A 23,173-nucleotide genomic window follows, 5' to 3' on the forward strand; every position below is an offset into this window, starting at 1 on the left:
TAGCTATTTCAGGTGCATACATTTTGCTAACGCTCTGGCGTCCGCCTGTTTGATAACATTGGTGCAGCATTTAAAATATTAAATTTGTTGTCCTACTGATTCAAAAACTCTTAATAACCAAGTTTTATGTCTACCTACCACCTGCTGTATGCGCCTTTCTATGAAAACTATATCCAACTGGCTACCAAACATGGAAAGATCTCTAAGGCGCTGAAGCAGAATACAAAAGATCTAATCAGCGTGCTTGAAAATATACCCCGCAAAAAGATCGATTATGCTTATGCTGAGGGAAAATGGACTATCAAGCAACTGGTTCAGCATATGATTGATGCCGAGAGAGTATTTGCATATAGGGCACTTCGATTCGCGCGTTATGACCAAACGCCCCTCGCCGGTTTTGATGAGAACAAATGGGCTGATACTGCCGATGTATCGGCAAGGGGATGGAAGGAGATGCTTCGTGAATTCAGTCAGTTGCGTAAAAGCAATATCCTGATGATTGCATCTTTCTCCAAAGAGGAACTGGCTGCCACCGGCACTGCCAGCGAAAAAGAGATCAGTGTAGCCGCCCTCTGTTTTATAATTGCCGGCCATGCAGAACATCATCTGAATATATTACGGGAAAGATACTTGTAAGGAAATTGGCAGTCCGCTGTTTCTACCTGACATTGAAGCAACAACCTTGCCCCGGGTCCCTATCTGGTCCCTATCTGGTCCCTATTTTCCGGCACAAAAAATAAACTGGCAGTCTCCTTACTGAGACGGCCAGTTTATTTAAACTATATCAAAATCATTTCAAATTATTCCTTACCGAACGCCAGGTTCTTCTGGAAGATCATATCATTCACGGCATTGATCGTTTCATCCAGATAGATATCATTGCGGAGGTTTTTCTTCCAGTTCTTATACCGCTCCAGCTTATCAGCATCAGAAGAGAAACGGTCGAGCGCACCGGGAAGGTCATCAACAGTAAGCTCTTTGGAAAGCTTATTAAGTGTTTCAAGCTGCTTAACGGTAGAACTTATCTTCTGCTTGTTTTCCCTGAACTTCTGAAGGTTGAGTGAATATACCTTATCATTCTGTGCTGCCAGCCAATCGGTATTGGTTTTGATCAGGTTGAAAGCAGGGTTATTATCTACTCTCACCTGGCTGTTTTTGCTAACCATTTCCATATCATAAGGTGCTTTCCAGAGCGTGTAAGGCGCTTTGGCAACCTCATCCCATGGCAGTGCATCCGGATCATCTTTTTCACGCAGCTTCGACTTTTCAAAAATATCCGGCAGGACGATATCAGAGCTCACTCCTTTTAGTTGGGTAGACCCACCATTGATCCGGTAAAATTTCTGCAGGGTAAGTTTTATAGTACCCAACTCACTATTGGAAGTGAACATGCCGGTTTCCTTATCCAGGCCAATATTCCGCTGAACGGTACCCTTTCCATAGGTGGTGGTGCTTCCCAGCACGATACCACGCTTATAGTCCTGAATGGCGGCAGCGAATATCTCTGAAGCAGAGGCACTGAACTCATTCACCATCACTGCCAGCGGACCATCATAGAGAAGTGACTTATCACGGTCGCGCAGAACACTTGGTCTTCCATCACGGTCTTTAACCTGAACGATCGGGCCTTCTTCAATGAAGAGTCCGGCCATCTGAACAACATCATATAAAGAACCACCACCATTATTCCTGAGGTCGATGATTATACCATCAACTTTTTGCTCTTTAAGTTTGATCACTTCCTTGGCCACATCAGCGCCACTTCTTGCCCCTTTAGGATCATCGAATGCAGCATAGAATTCAGGGAGGAATATGTAACCTATCTTACTCTTACCATTTCCTACGATAGCACTGCGTGCGAAGGTTTCATCCTGAACGATCTCGTCACGGATGATGGTAACGATCTTAACCGAACCATCCGCTTTGCGCAAATGCAGACGCACCTCCGTTCCTTTTTTACCGCGTATGATCTTAACCGCATCTTCCACTGCATAGCCAGCCAGGTCGGCGGGTTCTTCAGCTCCCTGTGCAACTTTCAGCACAACATCCCCTACTGTTATCTCACCTGTTTTCCAGGCAGGACTACCACTGATAACTGATGCTATTTTGATATTGCCATCTTCCTCACGAAGGGATGCACCGATACCAAAGAACCGGCCACTCATCTGTTCGTCAAAATATCTTTTATCAACCGGAGGGAAAAAGGTGGTGTGGGGATCCATCGCATTGGTAACCGTATTCACATATTGGTTGAAACGGTCGTCGTCACTATATTTCAGCTTGAGGCGATCGAACATCCTGGTTGCAATCCGAACAACTTTCTCACGGGCCTCTTTCTCCAACTCGGTATTGCTGCGAACTTCAAATCCCTGCTTACCCTTATTCTTTTCCTGTACTTCCAGCTGGTCAGAAAATCTTTCCAGTGTCATATATTTCCAACGCTTGCGCCATCTTTCTTTTCTTTCAGCATCTGTTTTGGTGAACTCCAATTTCTCAGAATCCATCACAATGGTTTCATCGGTACTGAAATCAAATGGCTTTGATAAAATCTCTTTGGTGAAAGCTTCGGCTTCGAGGATCCTCTTTTTGTAAAGGGCAGAAACTGCAGGAACAAAAGCAACTTCGGCGCCGTTGATCTCATCATCAAGCGAGGTCTCAAATTTTTTGAGTTGCTGAACGTCCTGCAACATAAGGATATTCTTTTCCGCATCTACCACACCGAGGAACTTGGTGAAGATTTCGCGGGAGAAATCATCGTTAACTTTTTTAGGACTGTAGTGAACTTCCTGGAGGATGTCACCTACGTTGTGCAGAATCTTTTCATATTTGCCGGGAGGATTGGCACTATTGGTTCCCATAGAACTAAAACCGAAGAAAAGAGCACCAATCAACAAGACCGCCAGCACGGGTAAGCTTTTTTTACTGAACATATAATCAACCAGTTTTTGCATTGTATCAAAAATAACGATAAATCATCTCGGCTTGTTGCCATAGGCAGGCAATTAACATGTGATTATGATGAATGGCAGCGTATATTTTTCTATCAACTTGCAACTGTTTCAAATTTTTGACTATTTTTGTGCCCCTTTGGAAATAATCAAGTTTCTCAAAGAATCCTGGAGGTTGTAGCTCAGTAGGTTAGAGCGTCAGTTTGTGGCACTGAAGGCCGTGGGTTCGAGACCCATCAGCCTCCCATCTTTCCCTCACTTCGGTGAGGGATTTTAATTTAAATGAAGCATGAATTACTGGCTATTACTCATCCCCGTCATCTCTGCCTTTATTGGTTGGTTTACCAACTGGATCGCTATCAAAATGCTATTTCACCCGAGGGAGCCAAAAAAATTCCTGGGACTTACCATCCAGGGCATCTTTCCCAAACGGCAGCAGCAGTTCGCAGAGAAACTCGGAAAGCTGGTTAGTGAAGAACTACTCTCCTTTAAAGACATCTCCCATAAGATCACAGATCCTTCTAACCTCGACCAATTGCTTCCTCATGTTGAGGATCATATAGATAATTTCCTCAAGGTAAAGCTGAAGGAGTCGATGCCGGTTGTTGGCATGTTCATTGGCGATAAAACAGTAGGGCAATTAAAGGCAGTGTTTGTGGAAGAACTCAGGGAGCTTTTTCCAACCCTGATGGAAAGATATATGGTAAGCCTGCAGGAACAACTTGACCTTGAAAAAATAGTTGTTGATAAGGTGAGTTCTTTTTCCAGTGATAAACTCGAAGAGATCTTACTCCAGATCATGGCCAAAGAGTTTCGTTTCGTTGAAATCCTTGGCGGTGTTGTGGGACTGCTCATCGGGATGGTTCAGGTTGCCATTACCTATTTTGCCGCCTGATCAGGGTAAGTGTTACCATTTATACCTTTATTACCCCATTTATCCCACCCGGTAAACATTAGCCCGACTTAGTTGTCTAATACCATTCATCATAATGCGGGAAGCCGGAAAAAAACCATTCCGGAACTTTGCGCCACTCAGAGAAAACCTTAGAAATGCTTAAACAGATCTTTATAGCCATTGCCGTGATGGCTGGCAGTATTAGTTATGCCCAGATGCCCACTATGCAGGGAGGTGCAGCCCGTGGAAGGGCCGGCGGCGCAAATATGAACATGGGCCGTTTCTATGGCAGAATCGTTGATGCTGCCAGTAATAAGGGAATCGAGGCAGCTTCCGTTCAGCTCGTTACAACCAAATTTGATACACTCTCCAAGCAAAGAAAAGATACAGTGGTTGCAGGAATGTTCACTGATAAAAGGGGTGAATTCACCTTTGAAGGGCTTAACGTAATGGCGCAATACCGGATGCGCATAACTGCAATCGGATTTAAGGATATCGAAGAGAAAGTTGCCTTCAATATTAAGATGGGTGGTGGCGACATGCAGGCCGCACTTAATGCAATTGATAAAGACCTCGGCAATTTTAAAATGGAAACAGATCCTAAACTGCTGGAAGGGGTAACGGTTACTGCCGCAAAGCCGTTGATGTCGATGGGTATTGACAGGAAGGTTTTCAATGTAGATAAAAATTTAGTATCAACAGGTGGAACCGCAGAAGATGTGATGAGGAATATCCCCTCCATCTCGGTTGATATAGATGGTAATGTTACCCTACGTAACAGCGCTCCTCAGATCTTTGTTGATGGAAGACCTACTACCCTCACGCTCGACCAGATTCCTGCCGATGCTATTGAGAGCGTAGAACTCATCACCAACCCTTCCGCAAAATTTGATGCGTCGGGCGGAACCGCGGGTATCCTCAATATAGTTTTGAAAAAGAACCGCAAAGCTGGCTATAACGGAAGTATCCGTGCGGGTATTGATAGCCGTTGGAAACCAAACATCGGAGGCGACCTTAATGTGAAGCAGGGCAAAGTGAATATGTTTGTGAGTGGTATGTACCGCACCCGCAAATCAATCTCCGAAGGAAATACCAGCAGAACTACCTTCCTCAAAGACCCAACTACGCGCCTGAACCAGGACGACTACAGTGTGAATACTGGTAGTTTCATGTTTGGAAGAGCTGGCTTTGATTATTTCATGAATAATCGCAATACCATTGGCGTTGCGGTGAATGCAGTAAGGGGACAGTTCAAATTTGACAATGAAAGCACCATCCGGACTGATAGCCTTTTTGACAGTGGAATTAAGTCTGCTTTCAGTGAGAGACTATCTAATGGCGAAAGGGAATTCAGAAACTTTGGAACGCAGGTTTACTACAAACGATTATTTACAAAACCTGGGAGAGAACTCACGGCTGATATCAACTTCAACAGGAACAATAACCTTAACAATACCAATATTACAAACCTCTTGCTAAGTGGCAACAATGGTAGTGAAACAAGGCGCTACGGCCAATTGAACACAGGTGACGGAACAGGGAGCAATATGACCTTTCAGACTGATTTTGTAAATCCGCTGAATGAAAACAGTAAAATGGAAACAGGGTTCCGTTTAAACACCAACACCCGCGAAAATCTCAATGAGATCAGCGTTATCAGTGGTAGTGGTCAGCCTGTTCTGGTGCCTTCCCTTTCCTCAAATTTTGAATATACCGAAAGGGTATATGCAGGATACCTTACCTACACCAGCAAATGGAAAAAACTGGGCTACCAGGTAGGGCTACGCGCAGAAAGTTCAGAATATGATGGAGAGGTGCTTACCACCACTGCCCCACCTAATAGTAAGGATACATTGCTGAATGCAGGCAACAGTTTTCCCATAAGCTTTTTTCCAAGTGCTTTCCTCACTTACCAGTTAAGTGATAATGATGAACTGGCGCTGAATATTACACGCAGGATCAACAGGCCTAATTTCTTCCAGTTGTTCCCCTTCACCGATTATTCTGATACGCTGAACCTGACCAGGGGTAATCCGAATCTGAAGCCAGAGTTCACGGCATCTGCAGAGATGAGTTACCAGAAGAAATATGGTCAGGCAAATTCATTCATTGCCAGCGTTTATTATAAGCATACCAATAACCTTATAACGCGAAACCAGGTTCGGGATGTGAATCCTTATACCAAGGAAGAAGAAATTGTGATCAGTTATATCAATGCCGATAACAGTTATATCTCCGGACTGGAACTGATCGGCAGAAATAAGATCACAAAATGGTGGGAACTAATTTCGAACTTCAACCTCTATCAATCAAAAATTAATGCAGGTCAGCCGGGTATACCCGACCAGGAAGCCATCACCAGTTATTTCATAAAACTGAACAACAATATTAAGCTCGGCAAGAAGCTGACACTCCAGCTTTCGGGTGATTATACTTCCAAGACCATTCTTCCGCCGGGCGGTGGCGGTGGTGGTGGAATGTGGGGTGCGCCGCAAACAACAGCGCAGGGATATATTCGTCCTAAGTATGAGATCGAAGCCGCGCTGCGACTTGATTTCCTGAAGGAGAACAGGGCTAACCTGACTCTTGCCATCTCTGATATCTTCCGAACTGATGTTAACGATGTATATTCTTCAGCACCTGGATTTGAACAGAATACCTGGAGGTTACGTGATCCACAGGTAGCGCGATTGAACTTCAGTTATCGCTTTGGAAAATTTGACACTTCGCTATTCAAGCGTAAGAATATGAGGCCGAGTGGTGATAACCAGAATATGGGTGACCAGTTCTGATAATGGTGCTAATGATTTTAATAAGAACGCCGCTATTTTTAGCGGCGTTCTTATTAGAAGACTATGCTTTGAGAATATTGTTTTTGCCAGGTGGTAATTGCTGATTAAATCCGCTTTTCAACCTTTGTTCCATTGGCTTACTGACCACTCTGCTGAGTTGAATTATTGCTGATATTAAAAATACCAGTCCCACCAGTATATTGATGGTGCGTTGGCCTGTATTTAATTTGCGCACAAGCCACTTGCCACCAAAAATAAAAAACAGCAATCCTATAATTGTGCCGGTTCCTATCCCCAATGTATATATGTTAAATGAGATGGTGGATGATTCGAGAACACCGGTACTGAAAAGATAACTGCTCCAGAGAAACCAGAATGGTAATTGAACGGGATTCATTGCACTCATGCCTAATCCCAACAGGAAACGGTTGACCCGGTTATTAAGGAGAATATGTTTTTGGGTAGAATTTTTTTTCCTTGCCGTCCAGAAACTGCTGGCAGCAAGCAGTAAGAACAATCCAACGGTGATCCATTCCAGTATATAAAAAACCTTCTGGTTGCTGAGGATCCAATCAATACCCTTAAGTGATAACCGCACATATAGAATTTCAACAATGGCCACACCAAGTGCATAGATCAACGATCTTTTCAAGGTTTCCTGGATAGCGATCTGCATTGCAGTGATATTGAGTGTACCCAAAGGAAGACTACCCAGGAAACTGATCAGCATGCCGGCAAAATAGATCTTGATAAGGCTAAACATAGAGTTTTGCTATCTGCTTTTCGAATTCAGTATTGTCGCGGAACATCTTTCGTCCTTCACGAAAGCGCATATAAGGTATGCCATTTTTATGATTGCGCATACTGATACGAAGCAGTATAATCCAGTGCCTGATGATCTCTTTCCAGGCGTAGAAAATCGAATGACGCGGATCATAGATATGGGTTGGTTCTGAACCTGCTCCGTTCAGTTCAATGATGGACAGGGCTTTCCCCTGGCGCAGTTCTTCCCAGCTGTTATAACGAACATCCAGCCTTCCATAATAAAATCCCGGGATCATCCTGCTGATATTATCAATATGGTATTCCAGCTCAGGATCATTAAGGTGACTGTGATCAAGGAACTTTGCTCCCCTTGCATGGTTGCCATAAGGAACCAGTTCAACCTTCTCCCCTTTTTGCGGGATGGATTCAAGGTATTCACCATGCATAGCCTTCAGTGCATACAGTTGAAGAATGAACCGCTTCTCTTTCATTACGAGCTGCCGGATGGTACTTAAGCCATCCCCTGTTATGCCGAGTAGCTCTTTACTAACTATCCCGGTTATACGCCCTTTTTCTTCTCCCGGCATACGGCAATAGAAAATGCCGGCCTCCTTTTCATAAGGCACATACTCCTGCACCAGGAAATCAAGCGGTGACTCTCTGCAATAGTTGGTAAGTGCCTGCTCATCATTCAGTTTTCGTACGCCCATTCCGCGGCATCCCACATTGGGCTTGCCTATCAGCGGATACTGAAATCCCAAAGCTTTAAGCGTTGAGATAACATGGTGAGGTTCGGCAGGCAGGGCAAAGAAATGGGTGCGTGGATAATATTGTGGTGGCATCAGGTCATAGATCTCCTTCTTTGATTCCATCAGGAATCCCCCGTTCATGATAGTTGGATTTGAAGCGGAGAAAAAGAAAAGTGATCTGGCCCTTACGCAAAGTAGAAGCCAGATGGGAATGATGGGCGCATAAACCGTATTGAAACTCCAATATTCCCAATTTAATAACCTTATGAAAAAAGGCTTGTGAAGAAGCCGTTGTATGATGTTCATGAAAATGTTTCGTGTACTGTATTTATATTCACCTGCGTTTCATACTGCGCATCTAGAAGAAGGTCGGTATAATGCATTCTTGCCTTATTATTTATTTTTTCCATGCAGGTGACACTAACTGTTAGCATCTCATTATTGCGATTCATCCTAACACCATTTTCCTCACCCCGCTTTCCCCCGAACAGATGAAATTGCCTTATGGATTCTGCCATTGGGTCAGGATTCAATTCAAGCCACTCAGAAAACCATCCCTTCCGTTGTTCTATTTTCTCCTCGCTGTAAAGGGTAACCGAACTCCAGATATGTGGAAGATTTATATCCATTAAGCGGGAAGATTTCATATTGCCATCCCAGCGGTTTTCTTCCAGTATACCATCCTGGAAAAGCAGAATCGTGAAAGGTTCAATAAGTTGAAGGTCGGCCTGCCGGAATCCCCTGAACATATCATTTGCAGAAACGATGTCAAGAAATACAAGTCCCCTGCTTTTACGATAAGGATACACCGGCTCATGTTTCTGCCATCCGCCATTGAGCAGAACGGCCATTTGTCCGGATGGCTTCATCGCGATCCAGGTTCCTTCCGCATCAGGATCCTTGGGGAATAAAACCTTTTCACCATTGATCACATACCATTGTGGTGGCAAGGCAAGCGAGCGGCCGATCTTTTCATCACGGTTGGAGGTGATAATGGCCCCATTGTGAATTGGCAGGTAGCTTACTGTGCACATGCGTTTCTATACTTCATGGTAGAGGAGGCCACCCCAAAACCTTCCGGAATGCGGATGCCGGGCTGGTCAATCAATCCCACTTTGATAAGCGCCATATGATGGATGGTATGCTCCAGGTTGTAGGCGATCTCCCGATGGTAATTTGTTTCCAGTTGAATTGTTTCCATTGTTGCGGCATCATAACCTGCATGCAGGTTCATAGGCTTATTGGAACGTTCAAGCATTTTACATATACTTTCCAGGAGTTCAGCAGCAAAAAAAGGGTCTGATTCAATACGGATATCCCTTCTTCTTTCCTCGTAATTCACTTTGCCATTTTCATATCCCTCCAGCAGGCATTGGTACATCTCAATGATATGGCGATTGTGCTGGCCAAGGGTAGCTCCTGAAAGAGTGGAACAGGATTGGGTGTATTGTTCCTGTGAAAGCTGTTGCAGGATATCCTGTAACTGGCCGAAAGCATTTCTGACAGCGTACGCTAACTGCATGCAAATAAAGTTAAATACCGAATTTAATATTTTCCGGCACCTGCAAATATAGGTTTCCTCCTGCGGAGGATTGAACCATTTCCTATAGATTTACAAAAAATAGTTGTTACATGAAGGTTCCAACAATGGCTGAAATGATGGCCAGTGGCGAGTCGCCCGAAGTATTGTTCTGGGTAGGCTGCGCGGGTAGCTTTGACCAGCGGGCACAGAAGATCACCAAAGCCTTTGCGCATATACTAACTGTGGTGGGGTTAAAATACGCTATACTCGGTAAGGAAGAAATGTGCACCGGCGATCCTGTACGCCGCGCTGGAAATGAATTCATGTTCCAGATGATGGCCTACCAGAATATCCAGATCCTTAATGGTTATGGCATCAAAAAGATCGTTACCACCTGCCCCCATTGTTTCAATACATTAAAGAATGAATACCCCCAACTGGGTGGCAGCTATGAAGTGATTCATCATGCAAGTTTCCTTCAACAGCTTATTGATGAAGGGAAAATAAGGCTCAAGGATGATGGTGCTTTTAAGGGTAAGAAAATTACCTACCATGATAGTTGTTACCTGGGCCGTGCCAATAACATTTATGAGGCACCGCGAAAGGTACTGGAAGCATTGGATGCCGAACTGGTTGAAATGAAACGTTGCCGTTCTAACGGACTCTGTTGCGGAGCGGGTGGAGCACAAATGTTTAAGGAAGAAGAAAAAGGCAACACACGCGTTAACTGGGAACGCACGGATGAAGCTATCAGTACAGGGGCATCTGTAATTGCTGCTGCCTGTCCATTCTGCAATACCATGATGACTGATGGTATCAAAACTAAAGAGAAAGAGGATAATATGCAGGTACTTGATATCGCGGAAATGATAGCTGCCTCATTAATTTAAAACTTCATAAACTATCATCGGCTTCGATTTATTCTTAAGATTGATCTCTCCTACTTTCCTGCAATTGAATGCATGCGAAATCTTATTATAACAATCTTCGTTTACCAATATTTGTCCAATGCCCGCTGCCGACTGTAATCTTTGTGCCGTATTCACCGTATCGCCAATTACCGTGTAATCGAGCCTGCGAAGGCTGTGAGACCCGATATTACCTGATACCATCTCCCCGCTGTTGATGCCGATGGAAACCTTAGGCATGAAGCTTCCGATATCTGGCAGGTCATCAATCTTAAGCCGGATCGCCAGCGCAGTATCCAAAGCCCTGTCGAGATGGTACTCTCCCCTGAAAACCGCCATGATACAGTCTCCAATGAATTTATCTACCATACCACCCTGCGCAATGATCTCCTTAACCATAACGTCAAAATAGCGGTTAAGCAGTTGCACAACAGTATCCGGACTCTCCGTTTCGCTGATGGAGGTAAATCCACAGATATCTATAAACGCTACAGTCGCATCAACTGTTTCATTATTGTTGAGGGAATGTTCATACTCTTTGGTGCCCATAAAATTCAGCACATTGGCATCCACATACATACGGAGGATATTGTTCTCCTTGATCGCCTGTAATGTAGCCCTGAGTTGGTTTACATGCTGAATTGTTTTCTGCATGGTAAGTTCCAGGTCTTCAAAATTTACCGGCTTGGTCACAAAATCAAAAGCGCCCCTGTTCATGGCGATGCGAATATTTTCCATATCACCATAGGCTGATACCATCACCGTTTTTGTGAGTGGAGATGTTTCAGATGATTTTGTAAGAAGGGTAAGTCCATCCATTTCAGGCATATTGATATCACTCAGAATGATTGCCACATCAGGATGTTCCAGTAATTTTTCAAGCGCATCAATACCATTCCGGGCAAACACGAATTCATATTTATTGTCCCTTATCTGCTTACGGAATTTCTGCCTTATCAGTATTTCAAGATCGGCTTCATCATCTGCTACTAAAATCTTCGTCATTGTACGCGTGCTTTAAGTTTTTCCTTCAATGTAATGAAATCAACGGGTTTGCTGAGAAAATCATCTGCTCCCAACTGCATTGCCTTATTGAAATTTTCACTATCTCCATAGGCAGTTATCATCATCACTACAGGCGGAGGTTTTTCATATTTCTCCTTGATATGCTTGAGTAGTTCCAGGCCACTCATACCGGGCATATTAATATCAGATAGTATCAGCACCGCCTCATGATGATGTGCACTCATATAAACAAGCGCGTCTTCCCCAGAAAATGCAAAAGCAAAATCTATCTCTCCATTTTTTATCTCCTTCCTGAAGCGCTGTTCAAAAAGACCCTGGATATCTGTTTCGTCGTCCACTACTAAAATTTTCATGCACTATTATTTGGAAGTTGAATAATAAATGTTGTTCCCTCTCCTTCTTTGGTTTCAACCTTAAGCTCGCCATTATGTCCGTTGGTGATTATATCATAACTGAGGCTCAATCCCAGCCCTGTTCCCTTTCCTGTTGGCTTGGTGGTAAAGAAAGGCTGGAATATTTTATCCATCACATTCCGCGGAATACCATTCCCATTATCAGAAACCCTGATCTCTACCAACTCACCTCGCCCGGCACGATGGTTAAGTTTTTTTGTACTGATATTCACTTTAGGCTGGTATCCCGCCAGGTCCTGTTTCTTTTTTTCTGTAACAGCATAAAATGCATTGTTCAATAAGTTAAGAATAACCCGCCCAAGGTCTTGCGGAATAACATTCACTTTACCCAGCGTGGGATCAAGATCAGCATCAAAATTTGCGTTGAAAGATTTATCCCTGGCACGCAATCCGTGATATGACAACCGAAGGTATTCGTCAGCCAGCGCATTGAGATCTGTAGGTTCCTTCTGACCCGTACTGGTTCTGCTATGCTGCAACATCCCTTTTACAATGGCATCAGCCCTTTTGCCATGGTGGTTTATCTTTTTTTCATTTTCCCTGATGTCTTTAGCAAGTGCTGCGGCTTCTGGATAATTCTGGTTCTTTAATTCATGTTCCAGCTCATCGATCAGTTCGGTATTTACTTCAGAGAAATTATTGACGAAATTCAATGGGTTCTGTATCTCATGAGCAATGCCTGCTGTCAGTTCACCCAAACTCGCCATCTTCTCTGATTGAACCAGTTGGGTCTGTGTTGCCTTCAATTCATTATAGGCCTTTTCGATTTCCTTTGCCTGCGCAAGCTCACGGTCGCGGGTCCTGTTTCTTTCTATAGCCTGCAGTCGTTTACGCTGGAATCTGTCTACCACGAAAAACAACAATGCCGCTATTGCTAAATAAAGCGCATAGGCCCACCAGGTAGAATACCATGGCGGCAGGATACTGAAAGCATATTTTGCTTCCTCACTGATTGTATTGTAATTATTTCTTGCCCTTACCCGAAAGGTGTATTTGCCTGAAGGGAGGTTGGTGTATTCCTTATAAGAATTCTTATCCCACTCCGACCATTCCTTATCAAAACCTTCCAGCATGGTCTGGTACACTGTTCTGTCTTCCTGTTCAAAGAACGGTGCCGCATAAGTGAAGCGGAGAGAACTACGCTGGTGTTTTAAAGCGGGATTCTGTGCCGATGCATTGAGGTGACTCAGGGTATCCTTACCTGTACTAACCTGTCTTAATATGACAGAAAATTTCTGTTTTGTTTTCTTTTTCACGCGCTCATCCAGGCGTATCAATCCCTGACCACTACCCAGCCATACCAGTCCATTTTTCTCAGGATAAATAGTGGTGATATTCTCCCAGGGGAAGGCATTGAAGAGATCATCTTCCAATAAATAACCGCCACCGGGTTTTGGCGTTGCAAGCCTGATCTTATTGCCAAGAGGCATCCATACCCTGCCCATGCTATCTTCCACCAATATGAAATCTTCGGTAAGGGTGATATTCTCCGGAATGCGGCCAAAGGTGCTGTCGGGTTCAAAACGTTCTTTAGCGGGATCGAAAGTGAGCATCATTCCCAGACTGGGGAAATATGATTTTCGTTTGATCGAGAATACCGAGCCGGGTGCATTTTCAAGACCAGCTTCCCGTCCAAAGGTTTTCACATTGCTGCGTGCTATATCTATTTTCCCATTAACATCCACAAAAGGTTTTACGCGATAAACAATACTGTTTTGTGTGCCACACCAAAGGGTGCCATCCGCATCTTCGGATAGTGTCCAGATCTCTTTTAAGGTATTTGGAAAATATCCAGCAAAATGCCAGGGATTATTTTTATCATTTGTATTAATGAAAACAGCAACACCATTTATGCCGCCTGTGTAAAGGGTTCCCGGATGAATTTTTGAGAGCAGTAAACTTACCGCATTGAATCCCGCAGATAAACCTGCCTGCAGAAGCTTAACTTTATTATTCCTCAGCAGTGCAACCCGTTCACCTACCACAAATACATCTTCCCCTGATTTACTAAGTGAAAATATCTGGGCTGACGATACACCATTAACCAGGTTGAATTTACGTTCCGTGGTATCAAATGAATAGAGACCAACAGGGGTTCCAACATATAAAACATTATTGGCCCTTAGGATGGATAATACGCCTGAATTCAATCCCGATTGCTGAGTGAAAGTGGTGATGGGTGAATTCAGTTCCATTTTGGCAATCCCGTTATCGAGACCCAGCCATAGCATACCAGACCGATCCTGGTAAATGGCATAAATCGACTCGTCCTGCAAACCCGACTTACTATTGATGAGGTTGTACACTTTTCCTTGCTGGTCGCTGAGAATAAGTCCCCCACTTGCGCCAACAAGTGAAATGGCCATTTGATTATTGGAGAGCAACACCCCTTTATATACCCTGGCATTGCTTAACTGACCATCAAATTTTGTTGGGTAAGGTTTGAAGCTTTTGCCATCATACAGGAAAAATCCTCCCTCAAAATTGCTTCCCATGAATTTATCCTTATTCGTCTCTTCACCCGGATAAGGAAGCATAACCTGGATACGGCTCTTCCCGGCAAACTCACTTCCGGCAATTAACCTGAATTCATCATTTATCAATTTGAATAATCCTCTATCTACCTGGTGTGCATAGTATATTCCGTTCTGGTAAAAAGCATACATGAATTCCGTTTCGGGCTTCCACACTTTAATTGACCTTCCGTTCTTACCATCCTTGTAATCTAACCGAAAAATAGTTTCCCGGGCCTGGAAATAAATATGATCTCCGGTATAATGAATAGACCAGATATCATTGAAATCCTTATATTCTTTCGGGATAAGGTGGGCAAGGGAAACTGTTTTATATTTTCCCAGCGAATCTGTTTCGAGGTATCCGATGTTTCCGATTGTTCCAAACCATATCCTGCCATCCGGAGATTTTGCCATCGACCTTACATTAAAAGATCCAAGGCCCTTTGAAATCTTGATCTGCCGCCAGTTTACCCCATCATAAACGGTGATGCCGGAAGTGGTGCCAAAAAACATCAATCCCTCATCATTTTGAATAATACTCCATACCTGTGGATGTCCTTTATAAATGCGGGTAGCGTAATTAGTTATGATGGGCATCCCTGCTTCTGCTGCAGATTGGGCAGAAAGCAGTAAGGGGATAAACAAAAATATGCCTGTGAAAACAGATGCCAGGGCCAGCCAAAGATGCCGAACCGGTTTAGGATTAATTAACATCAGTTAGAGTTTAGGGCCCTGGACAGAAGAAGTGCAAAAGGCCTTCCCTAATATAAGGATATGATTTAATATTTCCATACTTAATGAGGGATGCTAGTAAAGAGTAAAGGCCGCAAATGATTTGCGGCCTTTATAATTAAAGTCAGAAACTATTCCTAAAAAACCAGCTCTGCCAGTATAGGATAGTGATCAGAAGGATATTTGCCGTGATAGGTATCAGTCAGTATCCCAAATCGTTTCACTTTGAAGTGACTTGTAATAAAGATATGATCAATGATATCCTTACTGGGGTTGTTGTCCTTAAAGCTATTGAAACTTCCATTATTCAGGTAAGGATCAGGTGCATGGTTCAGGGCATCTTCAAGAAGTGTACTCTCCTTGAGCGATAAGTACCATTCACTCTGGTGATTTCCATTGAAATCGCCGGTGAAAATAACCGGTGATCTTCCAGCGATGCTGCTGATCTTCTCCAACGCCAGTTTACTACTTTGCTGGCGGGCTATCACTCCCTGGTGATCATAATGAACGTTGAAAACATAAAAGCTTTTCCTGCCTTTTATGGTTTCCAGTTTTAACCAGGAGCAGATCCTGTTATGCTTTGCATCCCAGCCAAATCCGGGCCCATCCGGATTATCAGATAACCAGAAACTGCCACTGTCTTTAACCAGGAATTTATCTTTCCTGTATAATATGGAGGAATGCTCTCCTTTTCGTTTGCCGTCGTCTCTTCCAATTCCGTATTGAGCATATTGGGGCAGCGCATTTTGGAGGTCATCTAGCTGGTGGCGGAGGCCTTCCTGTGTTCCAACGATATCAAACTGGTGAAACCTGATCAATGCAGCGGCTATAGGTGCACGTTGTTGCCAGAGATTACCGGTATCGCGCGGATTATCATATCTCAGATTAAAGCTGCCGGCAATGATAGACTGTCCAAAAACCGGGAGTAATGCGCACAGCAGACAGGAGGTTATTGCCAATTTTTTACTGATCATAAAAATAAATTAATCCCAACCAGGGTTTTGTCCCAGGGCCGGATTGATTAAAAGGTCTGCTGTTGGAATAGGATACAAATATTTTTTGTCATCCCATTTGCGGGAAATATTATTCAGCCAGTTGATCTCTCCAAAACTATCATTGGAAAGGCGCTGCGGGTTATTAGAACCATTGCCCAGTTTAGGGGAAACATTCACGAATGTTACTCCAGCCATGGGCGCTGGTGCTGTACCGTTATAGAACAATACATCATTCTTCCCATCCTCATTCAGGTCCATCGCAACATTCAGTTCCGGAACGTAGAAACCATTCCAGGGCTTTGTAAGCAATTCCCCTCTTTTCCAACGGATCAGGTCCTGAAATCTCAATCCTTCCCATGCCAATTCAATGCCCCGTTCACGCCTGATTTCTAACAGCACAGGATCTGATATGGAGGGGAAATATTCCTGCTGTAGATATGGATCAACAATGGTCGGCAAACTTGTTAGTGTACCGGTGATACCAGCTCTGGCCCTGAGCGCACCCACTGTAGCGGCCCAGTCTTCATCGGTAATAGTTCCAAGCTCTGCTTTTGCTTCTGCATAATTGAGGAGCACTTCGGCATAACGGATAAGTGAAATGGAATTATCATTCCGGGTTCCCCCGTCAAAGAACATATCATCCAGTGTCCACTTAATAGGCTGGTAACCGGTATAGGTATAGGAAAACACAGGTGGGGCTGGTTCACTGGCACCACCATTGATTCGTTTATAATTTCCCATACGGATGGTTTGCTGTAATCGTTTATCACGATTTTTTACTTCGTCAGCAAATACAGCTGTTTCATAACCGGGTGTTGCCGTATAGGGAGTACCGTCGATTTTAAGATAGGTATGAACAAAACCGCGGGTAAAGCTCAATCGCGAACCATAGGTAGCAGAAGTCCAGTACCAGTTAGCATCATTCAAAACATTGAGGGTGGCATCTGCAATATTGGAAAGTATGATCTCATTCCTAACAGGTTGCTTGCTAATGAAGATCTGCCTGTAGGCGAGATCTGTACCACCGGCAGTATTCAGGCTGAATCCACCTTCTTCTATTAATTGTTTGGATGCGTCAACTGCTTCCTGCAACCAGGTTGAGGCAGTTGCTCCCAGGCCAGCAGCCAGACCACCATCTGCGCTATGATATTTACGGAATGTTCCTTCAAAAAGGCAGATACGCGATTTATAAGCAAGTGCTACATACCTGGTAATCATACTTCGTGTAGCATCCGTTGTTGTGATATTTTCGGCAGCGTAGGTAATATCAGCAAGAACTGAATCCATCACAAGACTCCTGGCATCGCGTGGCTTTTTCAATGCTGCAGAATCATTTACTGCAATGGTTTTTCCGTACCAGGGCACATTTCCAAATCGCACTACTTTATCGAAATAGAACAGGGCCCTGAAAAAGCGCGCTGTTGCTGTATAGTTGGTGCGAATATTTTCAGGAACAGCCGGGTCATTATTGTTCTCAATAAAATAATTGATATTACGTAGGGCGGTCCAGTTCCAACCTGAGCCCTGCAGTGCTGTAAATCCACTTTCGGTCAGGAAGGAAGGCACATCTGTTCTGGCACCATAATCACTCATATTATCGGCACGAACAATATCACCTCCGTTTGGAAGGTTATTATAAAAAGAAGCGGTATACAATTGTAAACCTTTTTCACTCCCGAATACTGCGCTCCTTGAGGCGGTAGCTTCCGGTTCCAGATCCATTTTCTTACAGCCTGCCACCATAAGGGTGAAACAACTGAAAAAGATAATAATATGTTTCATACAATTAATTAATGATGCGTTTTAAAATCCAATATTTAATCCAATGGTCCAACCTTTCAACATCGGGTAGTTATTACCGTTACCACTTCCGCCAGTTGTTAAAACCCTGTCGGAGCCCTGTATATTTTCCACATCGAGGTTACGGGTCACTTTGTACATTGGTGAATAGGACCAGATATTGTCACCTGATACATAAACCCTGGCCTGGGTCATTTTTAAACGACCAATCAGGCTTGCCGGAAGATTATAACCGAACTGTAGATTTTTCAATCTGATATAAGCAGCGTTCTGCAGGTATTTTGTTTGCGCAACATTTAGTGCACGGCCTGTTCCCTGAGCTATATAACCGCGCAATCGTGGGAAATAAGTATCAGGATTTTCCTCAGACCATATCTCATCCACCATTTCAGTTGGAATCCGGTTATAGGGTCTGTTATAAGGGCCCCAGAATGCATCTGCCTCCGCACCTGGCCACCAATCCTGCCTGCCAACACCTTGTAAGAAGGCGCTCAGAAAGAAATTATTCCAGTTGAAATCAAATAAGGCACCGAAGGTGTAACGCTGCTGTGAATTACCGATAATTTTCCTATCGCCAGGGTTGGTAACTGTATTAGCTCCGGCATTAATGGAACCATCTTTGTTAAGGTCAAGGAACTTAACATCACCTATAAGTGTAGTTCCTGAGTTTGAACTCTTGATCTGTGATTGAGTAGCAGCCTGGTCGATATTTTCTGCTGTGAAAAATCCATCTGTTGTATAGCCCCAGATCTCACCAAGTTGTTGCCCTACATAGTAATCATTCAATAATTTATTGGGATTGTTATAGCGTGTGATCTCTGATTGGTAATCGGCAAGAGATAAGCGGATACCATATCCGAAAGGCCTGCTCAGCAGGTTACCATTATCTCTCCATGCTGCAACAAGCTCCCAGCCCTTTGTACGAAGGTCGGCATAGTTGCCTTTTGGAACATTGGTTCCGAAAACAGCAGGCAGGGTAGGGCCATTGGTGAACATATCAGTTGTATTACGAACATACCAGTCGGCTGTTAACTGAAGCCTGTTATTGAGAAAATTCACATCCATACCGATATCAGTGGTGGTGGCAGTTTCCCAACTGAGGTTATCAGGAAGAACATTGGGCTGCGAGGTTGTCTGCGGACGAATTCCTCCCAGCACCCTGCCGCTCTGGCTGATGCCGAATTGTTCAATGAATGCATAGGAAGCAATACTTCCATTTCCCAATGAACCATAAGATGCCCTGAACTTCAGGTCAGAAATGATTGAAGGAGACAGATTCCAGAATGCTTCTTTAGAAACTCTCCAGCCTGCTGAAACAGAGGGGAAAAAAGCATAGCGTTTATTAGAAGGGAATTTGGAAGAGCCATCATAGCGACCATTCACTTCAATAAGGTAACGGTCATCGAAGCCATAGTTCAGGCGGAAAAAACCTCCCCTTACATTCCATTCATCATATGGACCGGAGGTGTTGATAGCCGTACCAAGCGCCAGGTTCATGCTCTCGGCATCATCATAGATCAGACCATTCCTTTGTGTACTTAAACCTTTGTAGGTTGATTGTTCATAATTATACCCGGCCAACGCCTTAACGTAATGTTTATCTAAATAAGTATTCTCATATTCAGCATAAATATTGGTAGCCAGGTATTGTGTTTCAGTATAGGATTCAGAGAGGTCATTAGTGGTTGTTCCCACATATTCAATCACTCCTGGTTTTCGGCTATACGGCACCGCTACCCTTCTTGTGCGCGTATTATTATCCAGTTCCTGCAGGGTTAAATCACCTTTGATTCTTAGTTTTTTATCAAAGAATTCTGTAACAATCCCGGTGCGGTTACGCAGAATCCGCTTATCGAAGTCAATTCCATTCTTACCATACACAAAATCACCAACGGTATAGGCAGCTGAATAAGACAGGTTACCATCGGGATTGAACAGGGGCGACATCTCATGGCCTTCATCTGCAATATTTCTCCAGATACCACCACCTTCTCCAACATTCAGCGGGTTGTGATAAAGCATATTGGAGTAGTCCATATTATTCTCGATCCGCAACCAGGGAAGTGCCTGAATACTGCCCTTGGCCCTGAAATTGTACATCTTGTAATCGTCACTATTATACCTGAATAAACCATCCTGTCCAAAATAGCGCGCACTTACAAGGAAGCTGGCCTTATCACTGCTACCACTCACAGACAGGTTCTGGTCCATTGAACTGGTCCGGTCTTTATAAAGAAGCGAATACCAATCAGTATTGTCATAGTACACATATTCACCCGCTGCATTCACGTCCACTTTTGGAAGCGATGGATCATTGTTTCTTCTTTCCAGTTCGGCCAGGTATTCCTGTGAAAAACGTACGGTCTTATTTACGTTCTGCGGGAACTGAGAATAATCATTCCAGGCGCTCCATGCTTCATTGAAAAGTTTAGCAAAAGTGTAACCATTGGTTACATAATCAGGAACTACGATGGGCGACTTAAGTGCATAATTGCTTGAATAATTGATGGTGGTCTTTCCCTTTGCAGGGTTCTTAGTGGTAATCAGTACAACTCCAAATGCTCCTCTTGCCCCATATATGGATGCTGAGGATGCATCTTTGAGAACGGTGATATTTGCGATATCATTAGGGTTAAGCAAAGATGGATCACCTTCTACTCCATCAATCAAAACAAGTGCATTACCACCCTGCCCGATTGAAGTATTACCCCTGATATTGTAGGCAGGAGATTGGGTGGGCTTACCGTCACCCATAACAAGGTTCAGGTTGGGGATAAATCCCTGAAGCCCTTGTGAAACATTCGGCAATGCACGATTCTCAAAGATCTTTCCGGAAACCTGGTCAACGGCACCGGTAAGATTTGCTTTTTTCTGAGTTGAGTAGGCAACTACAACAACTTCTTCTCCCACACTTGCGGATGGCTGCAATGCTACCGGGAAAAACAGTTCCGAACCGGCAGTAATCCGAAGCGGCGATAATTCACGGGCTGTATAGCCCACATAGGTGAGTGAGATAGAATAATCCTCACCCCCTGGGATATCCGAAAAACGAAACTGACCATTACTATCGGTCTGGGTTGATTTTCGGACTGAGCCTGTGTTGTTCTTTAATAAAATGGAAACGCCTTCGAGGAGATCTTTTTTTTCATTCCTGACTTCACCTTTCACATCAAATTGTGCGAATCCTGCACATGAAAATAAAAGGAAAAGCAAGAAAAGCAGTAATGGTTTGACTTGCATGCTTGGTTATTTGCCGCAAATGTCAAATGCACATTTAAAGGAATCATTAGCGAAATGTTATGCTGCTATTACCAATAAAAGGAAAGATTCTCTTTTTACTTTTTAAACTGTCTTTTGTAATATGGTTTAATTTTTTTGCCATATGAACAGTGATAGTTTCCACAACAAAAAATCTTTGAACTGAAAGGAGATAAAACAAAGACCATTCTTTGGGTGATCAATACCATTTTCGAAGACGCACATCAATTGGCTGGCTTCCCGCCTTTACCAATCTGGCGAATTCTTCCACATCACTGAATCCACCCTGTCCGCGATAGTGAAAAGGATATACAATAGCGGGCTTGAACTCGAGCACTGCACTTGCGGCCTGCTTTATATCCATTGTATAAGGTTGGTTCATACAAACAAAGGCGATATAAATACCCTTTAATGTCCTCATTTCGGGAATATCTTCCGTGTCGCCGGAGATATAAACTTTTTTACCTCCCATCTCAAGGATATAACCATTACCCCTACCCTTCGGATGTCTTATGCCGGGGGTATCAGGAAGGTTGTACATTGGCAGCGCACTGATATGGATACCCTGTAATGTTTTAGTTCCTCCATTGGCAAGCCATTCCATTTTGGTGCCGGCCGGAAGAATTTTAACCAGCTTTTCCTGGACGGCCTGTGGAACAACAAGGGTTGCCTTAGAAAGATCTAAATTCACGAGTGTGCTGCTGTCCATATGATCGCCATGGATGTCTGTGATCAATACAATATCAGGTTTTCCCATGGCGGCATAGCGCTCTGCTCCACCATAGGGGTCAACGGCAATGGTCAGGGTATTCCATTTCATCCAGAGTGATCCATGATAAACAGGATTCACTACCAGTAAACCTTTGGCAGTTGTGAATGTATCACTCTGTGCCCTGGTATTGATAGCTGTTAAAAGTATTAGCATTACATAGAGTAGCTGCCTCATAATTCTTAAGATTTGTGTTGTATGTACAATTATTATTCCTGTTTGGTTCAAAGGCTGAACAGGAAAGCAAGACTTTGCGGAACCTGCTGGTGTATCCTGCTGCTTTCATCTTCAATATAATAATAAGCAACACCTGCCTTGCGTGCAGCCTCCATCACGGCCCTGATATTCACTTGTCCGGTTCCAACTGTAACATCATTTTCTGTTGAGGTTCCGCCGGAGAAATCCCCTTTCACGCCAACCCTCAGATCTTTTACATGCAGGAGTTTTATTCGCGGGCCATATTTCTCCAGTAGCGTCGCAGGTTCCACACCCGGAAACTGTGCCCATAACAGGTCGAGCTCAAAACTTAACCATTTAGGATCAGTAGATGCCGCGAGCATATCAAACAGGTCGCCATCATCATGTGGAATAAATTCATAGCCATGATTATGGTAACATAGCGTCACTCCATATTTCTCTTTAAGGATCTTTCCTGCCCTATTGAAATCGGCGGCTGCTTTTTTAACCACTTCAGCATTGAAGCCATTTTTAGGATGAGGTATCCAGGCTACCATTACATAGGATGCACCTAATGTTTTAGCATTGCTGCCCACTTCATCTGTTTTTGAAACCACATCTTCATAACCTGCACCCAGGGATGTACAGGTCATTCCTTTCGAATCAAGCAATTGCTTCAATTCGGAAGCCGACTTATCCCAAAGGGTATAGAGTTCAAGATTGGTCAGTCCCATTTGCTTAATGGTATCCAGGGTGGCTGGAATATCATTCTTGAAACTGTTCCGGAATGTATAGGCCTGGATGCCAATTCTTGATTTGATATGGTCACCCAGTGATTGTGCCTGTGAAGTATTAATAATAAAGCAACTCAGGAAGAAGGCAAGTAATCTGATCATGGCATAATATTT

17 protein-coding genes and 1 tRNA gene are annotated in these 23,173 nt (G+C 43.7%); 5 read left to right on the forward strand and 13 right to left on the reverse strand.

Features of this window, described 5'->3' with window-relative positions:
* The first annotated feature begins 126 nt into the window (after positions 1–126).
* Entirely contained in the window at positions 127–636 is a 510-nt protein-coding gene (locus tag HY58_RS11715) for a DinB family protein (protein WP_039132154.1), read from the forward strand.
* Positions 637–800: 164 nt separating this feature from the next.
* Here HY58_RS11715 and HY58_RS11720 read toward each other — a convergent pair whose 3' ends face one another.
* Positions 801–2,951: a carboxy terminal-processing peptidase gene (locus tag HY58_RS11720; RefSeq protein ID WP_253271557.1), complete on the reverse strand. Its 2,151-nt coding sequence runs from the start codon at positions 2,949–2,951 to the stop codon at positions 801–803.
* A 168-nt stretch (positions 2,952–3,119) separates the two neighbouring features.
* Between HY58_RS11720 and HY58_RS11725 the strand changes: the two genes are divergently transcribed.
* The 3 genes from HY58_RS11725 (at position 3,120) to HY58_RS11735 (ending at position 6,635) form a co-directional block, all read left to right on the forward strand.
* Positions 3,120–3,193 (forward strand) — tRNA-His (locus HY58_RS11725).
* A gap of 44 nt (positions 3,194–3,237) precedes the next feature.
* The gene (locus HY58_RS11730) at positions 3,238–3,843 is read left to right on the forward strand and encodes a DUF445 domain-containing protein (RefSeq protein ID WP_039132157.1); all 606 of its coding nucleotides are present in this window, start codon (positions 3,238–3,240) and stop codon (positions 3,841–3,843) included.
* A 155-nt stretch (positions 3,844–3,998) separates the two neighbouring features.
* Positions 3,999–6,635, forward strand: coding sequence for an outer membrane beta-barrel family protein (locus HY58_RS11735; RefSeq protein WP_039132158.1), 2,637 nt, complete (start codon positions 3,999–4,001; stop codon positions 6,633–6,635).
* Between the two features lie 61 nt (positions 6,636–6,696).
* Here the strand turns inward: HY58_RS11735 and HY58_RS11740 are convergent, their stop codons facing one another.
* The 4 genes from HY58_RS11740 to HY58_RS11755 are packed head-to-tail and all read right to left on the reverse strand — an operon-like array spanning position 6,697 to position 9,671.
* Complete coding sequence (locus tag HY58_RS11740; protein WP_039132161.1) at positions 6,697–7,398, reverse strand: LysE family translocator; 702 nt, start codon at positions 7,396–7,398, stop codon at positions 6,697–6,699.
* Positions 7,391–8,455 (reverse strand): hypothetical protein, encoded by a 1,065-nt coding sequence (locus HY58_RS11745; RefSeq protein ID WP_039132163.1) that lies wholly within the window; start codon positions 8,453–8,455, stop codon positions 7,391–7,393. The genes HY58_RS11740 and HY58_RS11745 overlap by 8 nt, the downstream gene beginning before the upstream one ends.
* Positions 8,452–9,183, reverse strand: coding sequence for an NRDE family protein (locus HY58_RS11750; protein WP_039132165.1), 732 nt, complete (start codon positions 9,181–9,183; stop codon positions 8,452–8,454). The genes HY58_RS11745 and HY58_RS11750 overlap by 4 nt, the downstream gene beginning before the upstream one ends.
* Positions 9,171–9,671 (reverse strand): hypothetical protein, encoded by a 501-nt coding sequence (locus HY58_RS11755; protein ID WP_039132167.1) that lies wholly within the window; start codon positions 9,669–9,671, stop codon positions 9,171–9,173. The genes HY58_RS11750 and HY58_RS11755 overlap by 13 nt, the downstream gene beginning before the upstream one ends.
* 110 nt (positions 9,672–9,781) lie before the next feature.
* Here HY58_RS11755 and HY58_RS11760 point away from each other — a divergent pair, with 110 nt between their 5' ends.
* Positions 9,782–10,561: a (Fe-S)-binding protein gene (locus HY58_RS11760; RefSeq protein ID WP_039132170.1), complete on the forward strand. Its 780-nt coding sequence runs from the start codon at positions 9,782–9,784 to the stop codon at positions 10,559–10,561.
* Here the strand turns inward: HY58_RS11760 and HY58_RS11765 are convergent.
* The 8 genes from HY58_RS11765 to HY58_RS11800 all read right to left on the reverse strand — a co-directional run bounded on the left by HY58_RS11765 (position 10,553) and on the right by HY58_RS11800 (position 23,161).
* On the reverse strand, positions 10,553–11,584 hold the full coding sequence (locus HY58_RS11765) for an adenylate/guanylate cyclase domain-containing protein (RefSeq protein WP_039132172.1): 1,032 nt from the start codon (positions 11,582–11,584) through the stop codon (positions 10,553–10,555). The two genes, HY58_RS11760 and HY58_RS11765, sit on opposite strands and share 9 nt — an antisense overlap.
* Positions 11,581–11,958: a response regulator gene (locus tag HY58_RS11770; RefSeq protein ID WP_039132175.1), complete on the reverse strand. Its 378-nt coding sequence runs from the start codon at positions 11,956–11,958 to the stop codon at positions 11,581–11,583. Before HY58_RS11770 ends, HY58_RS11765 begins: the two co-directional genes overlap by 4 nt.
* Positions 11,955–15,248 carry an ATP-binding protein gene (locus tag HY58_RS18905; RefSeq protein ID WP_052324076.1) on the reverse strand — a complete coding sequence of 1,098 codons (3,294 nt, stop codon included), beginning with the start codon at positions 15,246–15,248 and terminating at the stop codon, positions 11,955–11,957. Before HY58_RS18905 ends, HY58_RS11770 begins: the two co-directional genes overlap by 4 nt.
* Positions 15,249–15,403: 155 nt before the next feature.
* The gene (locus HY58_RS11780) at positions 15,404–16,240 is read right to left on the reverse strand and encodes an endonuclease/exonuclease/phosphatase family protein (protein WP_039132177.1); all 837 of its coding nucleotides are present in this window, start codon (positions 16,238–16,240) and stop codon (positions 15,404–15,406) included.
* Between the two features lie 9 nt (positions 16,241–16,249).
* The gene (locus HY58_RS11785) at positions 16,250–18,043 is read right to left on the reverse strand and encodes a RagB/SusD family nutrient uptake outer membrane protein (RefSeq protein ID WP_039132180.1); all 1,794 of its coding nucleotides are present in this window, start codon (positions 18,041–18,043) and stop codon (positions 16,250–16,252) included.
* A gap of 21 nt (positions 18,044–18,064) precedes the next feature.
* On the reverse strand, positions 18,065–21,301 hold the full coding sequence (locus HY58_RS11790; protein WP_039132183.1) for a SusC/RagA family TonB-linked outer membrane protein: 3,237 nt from the start codon (positions 21,299–21,301) through the stop codon (positions 18,065–18,067).
* 217 nt (positions 21,302–21,518) lie between these two features.
* A complete protein-coding gene (locus HY58_RS11795; RefSeq protein ID WP_039132185.1) occupies positions 21,519–22,265 on the reverse strand; it encodes an MBL fold metallo-hydrolase in 747 nt (248 codons plus the stop codon).
* A 47-nt stretch (positions 22,266–22,312) separates the two neighbouring features.
* Positions 22,313–23,161 (reverse strand): sugar phosphate isomerase/epimerase, encoded by an 849-nt coding sequence (locus tag HY58_RS11800; RefSeq protein WP_039132188.1) that lies wholly within the window; start codon positions 23,159–23,161, stop codon positions 22,313–22,315.
* Positions 23,162–23,173: the final 12 nt, after the last annotated feature.

It is taken from the genome of Flavihumibacter sp. ZG627 (genome assembly GCF_000814325.1).
Lineage (GTDB): Bacteria > Bacteroidota > Bacteroidia > Chitinophagales > Chitinophagaceae > Flavihumibacter.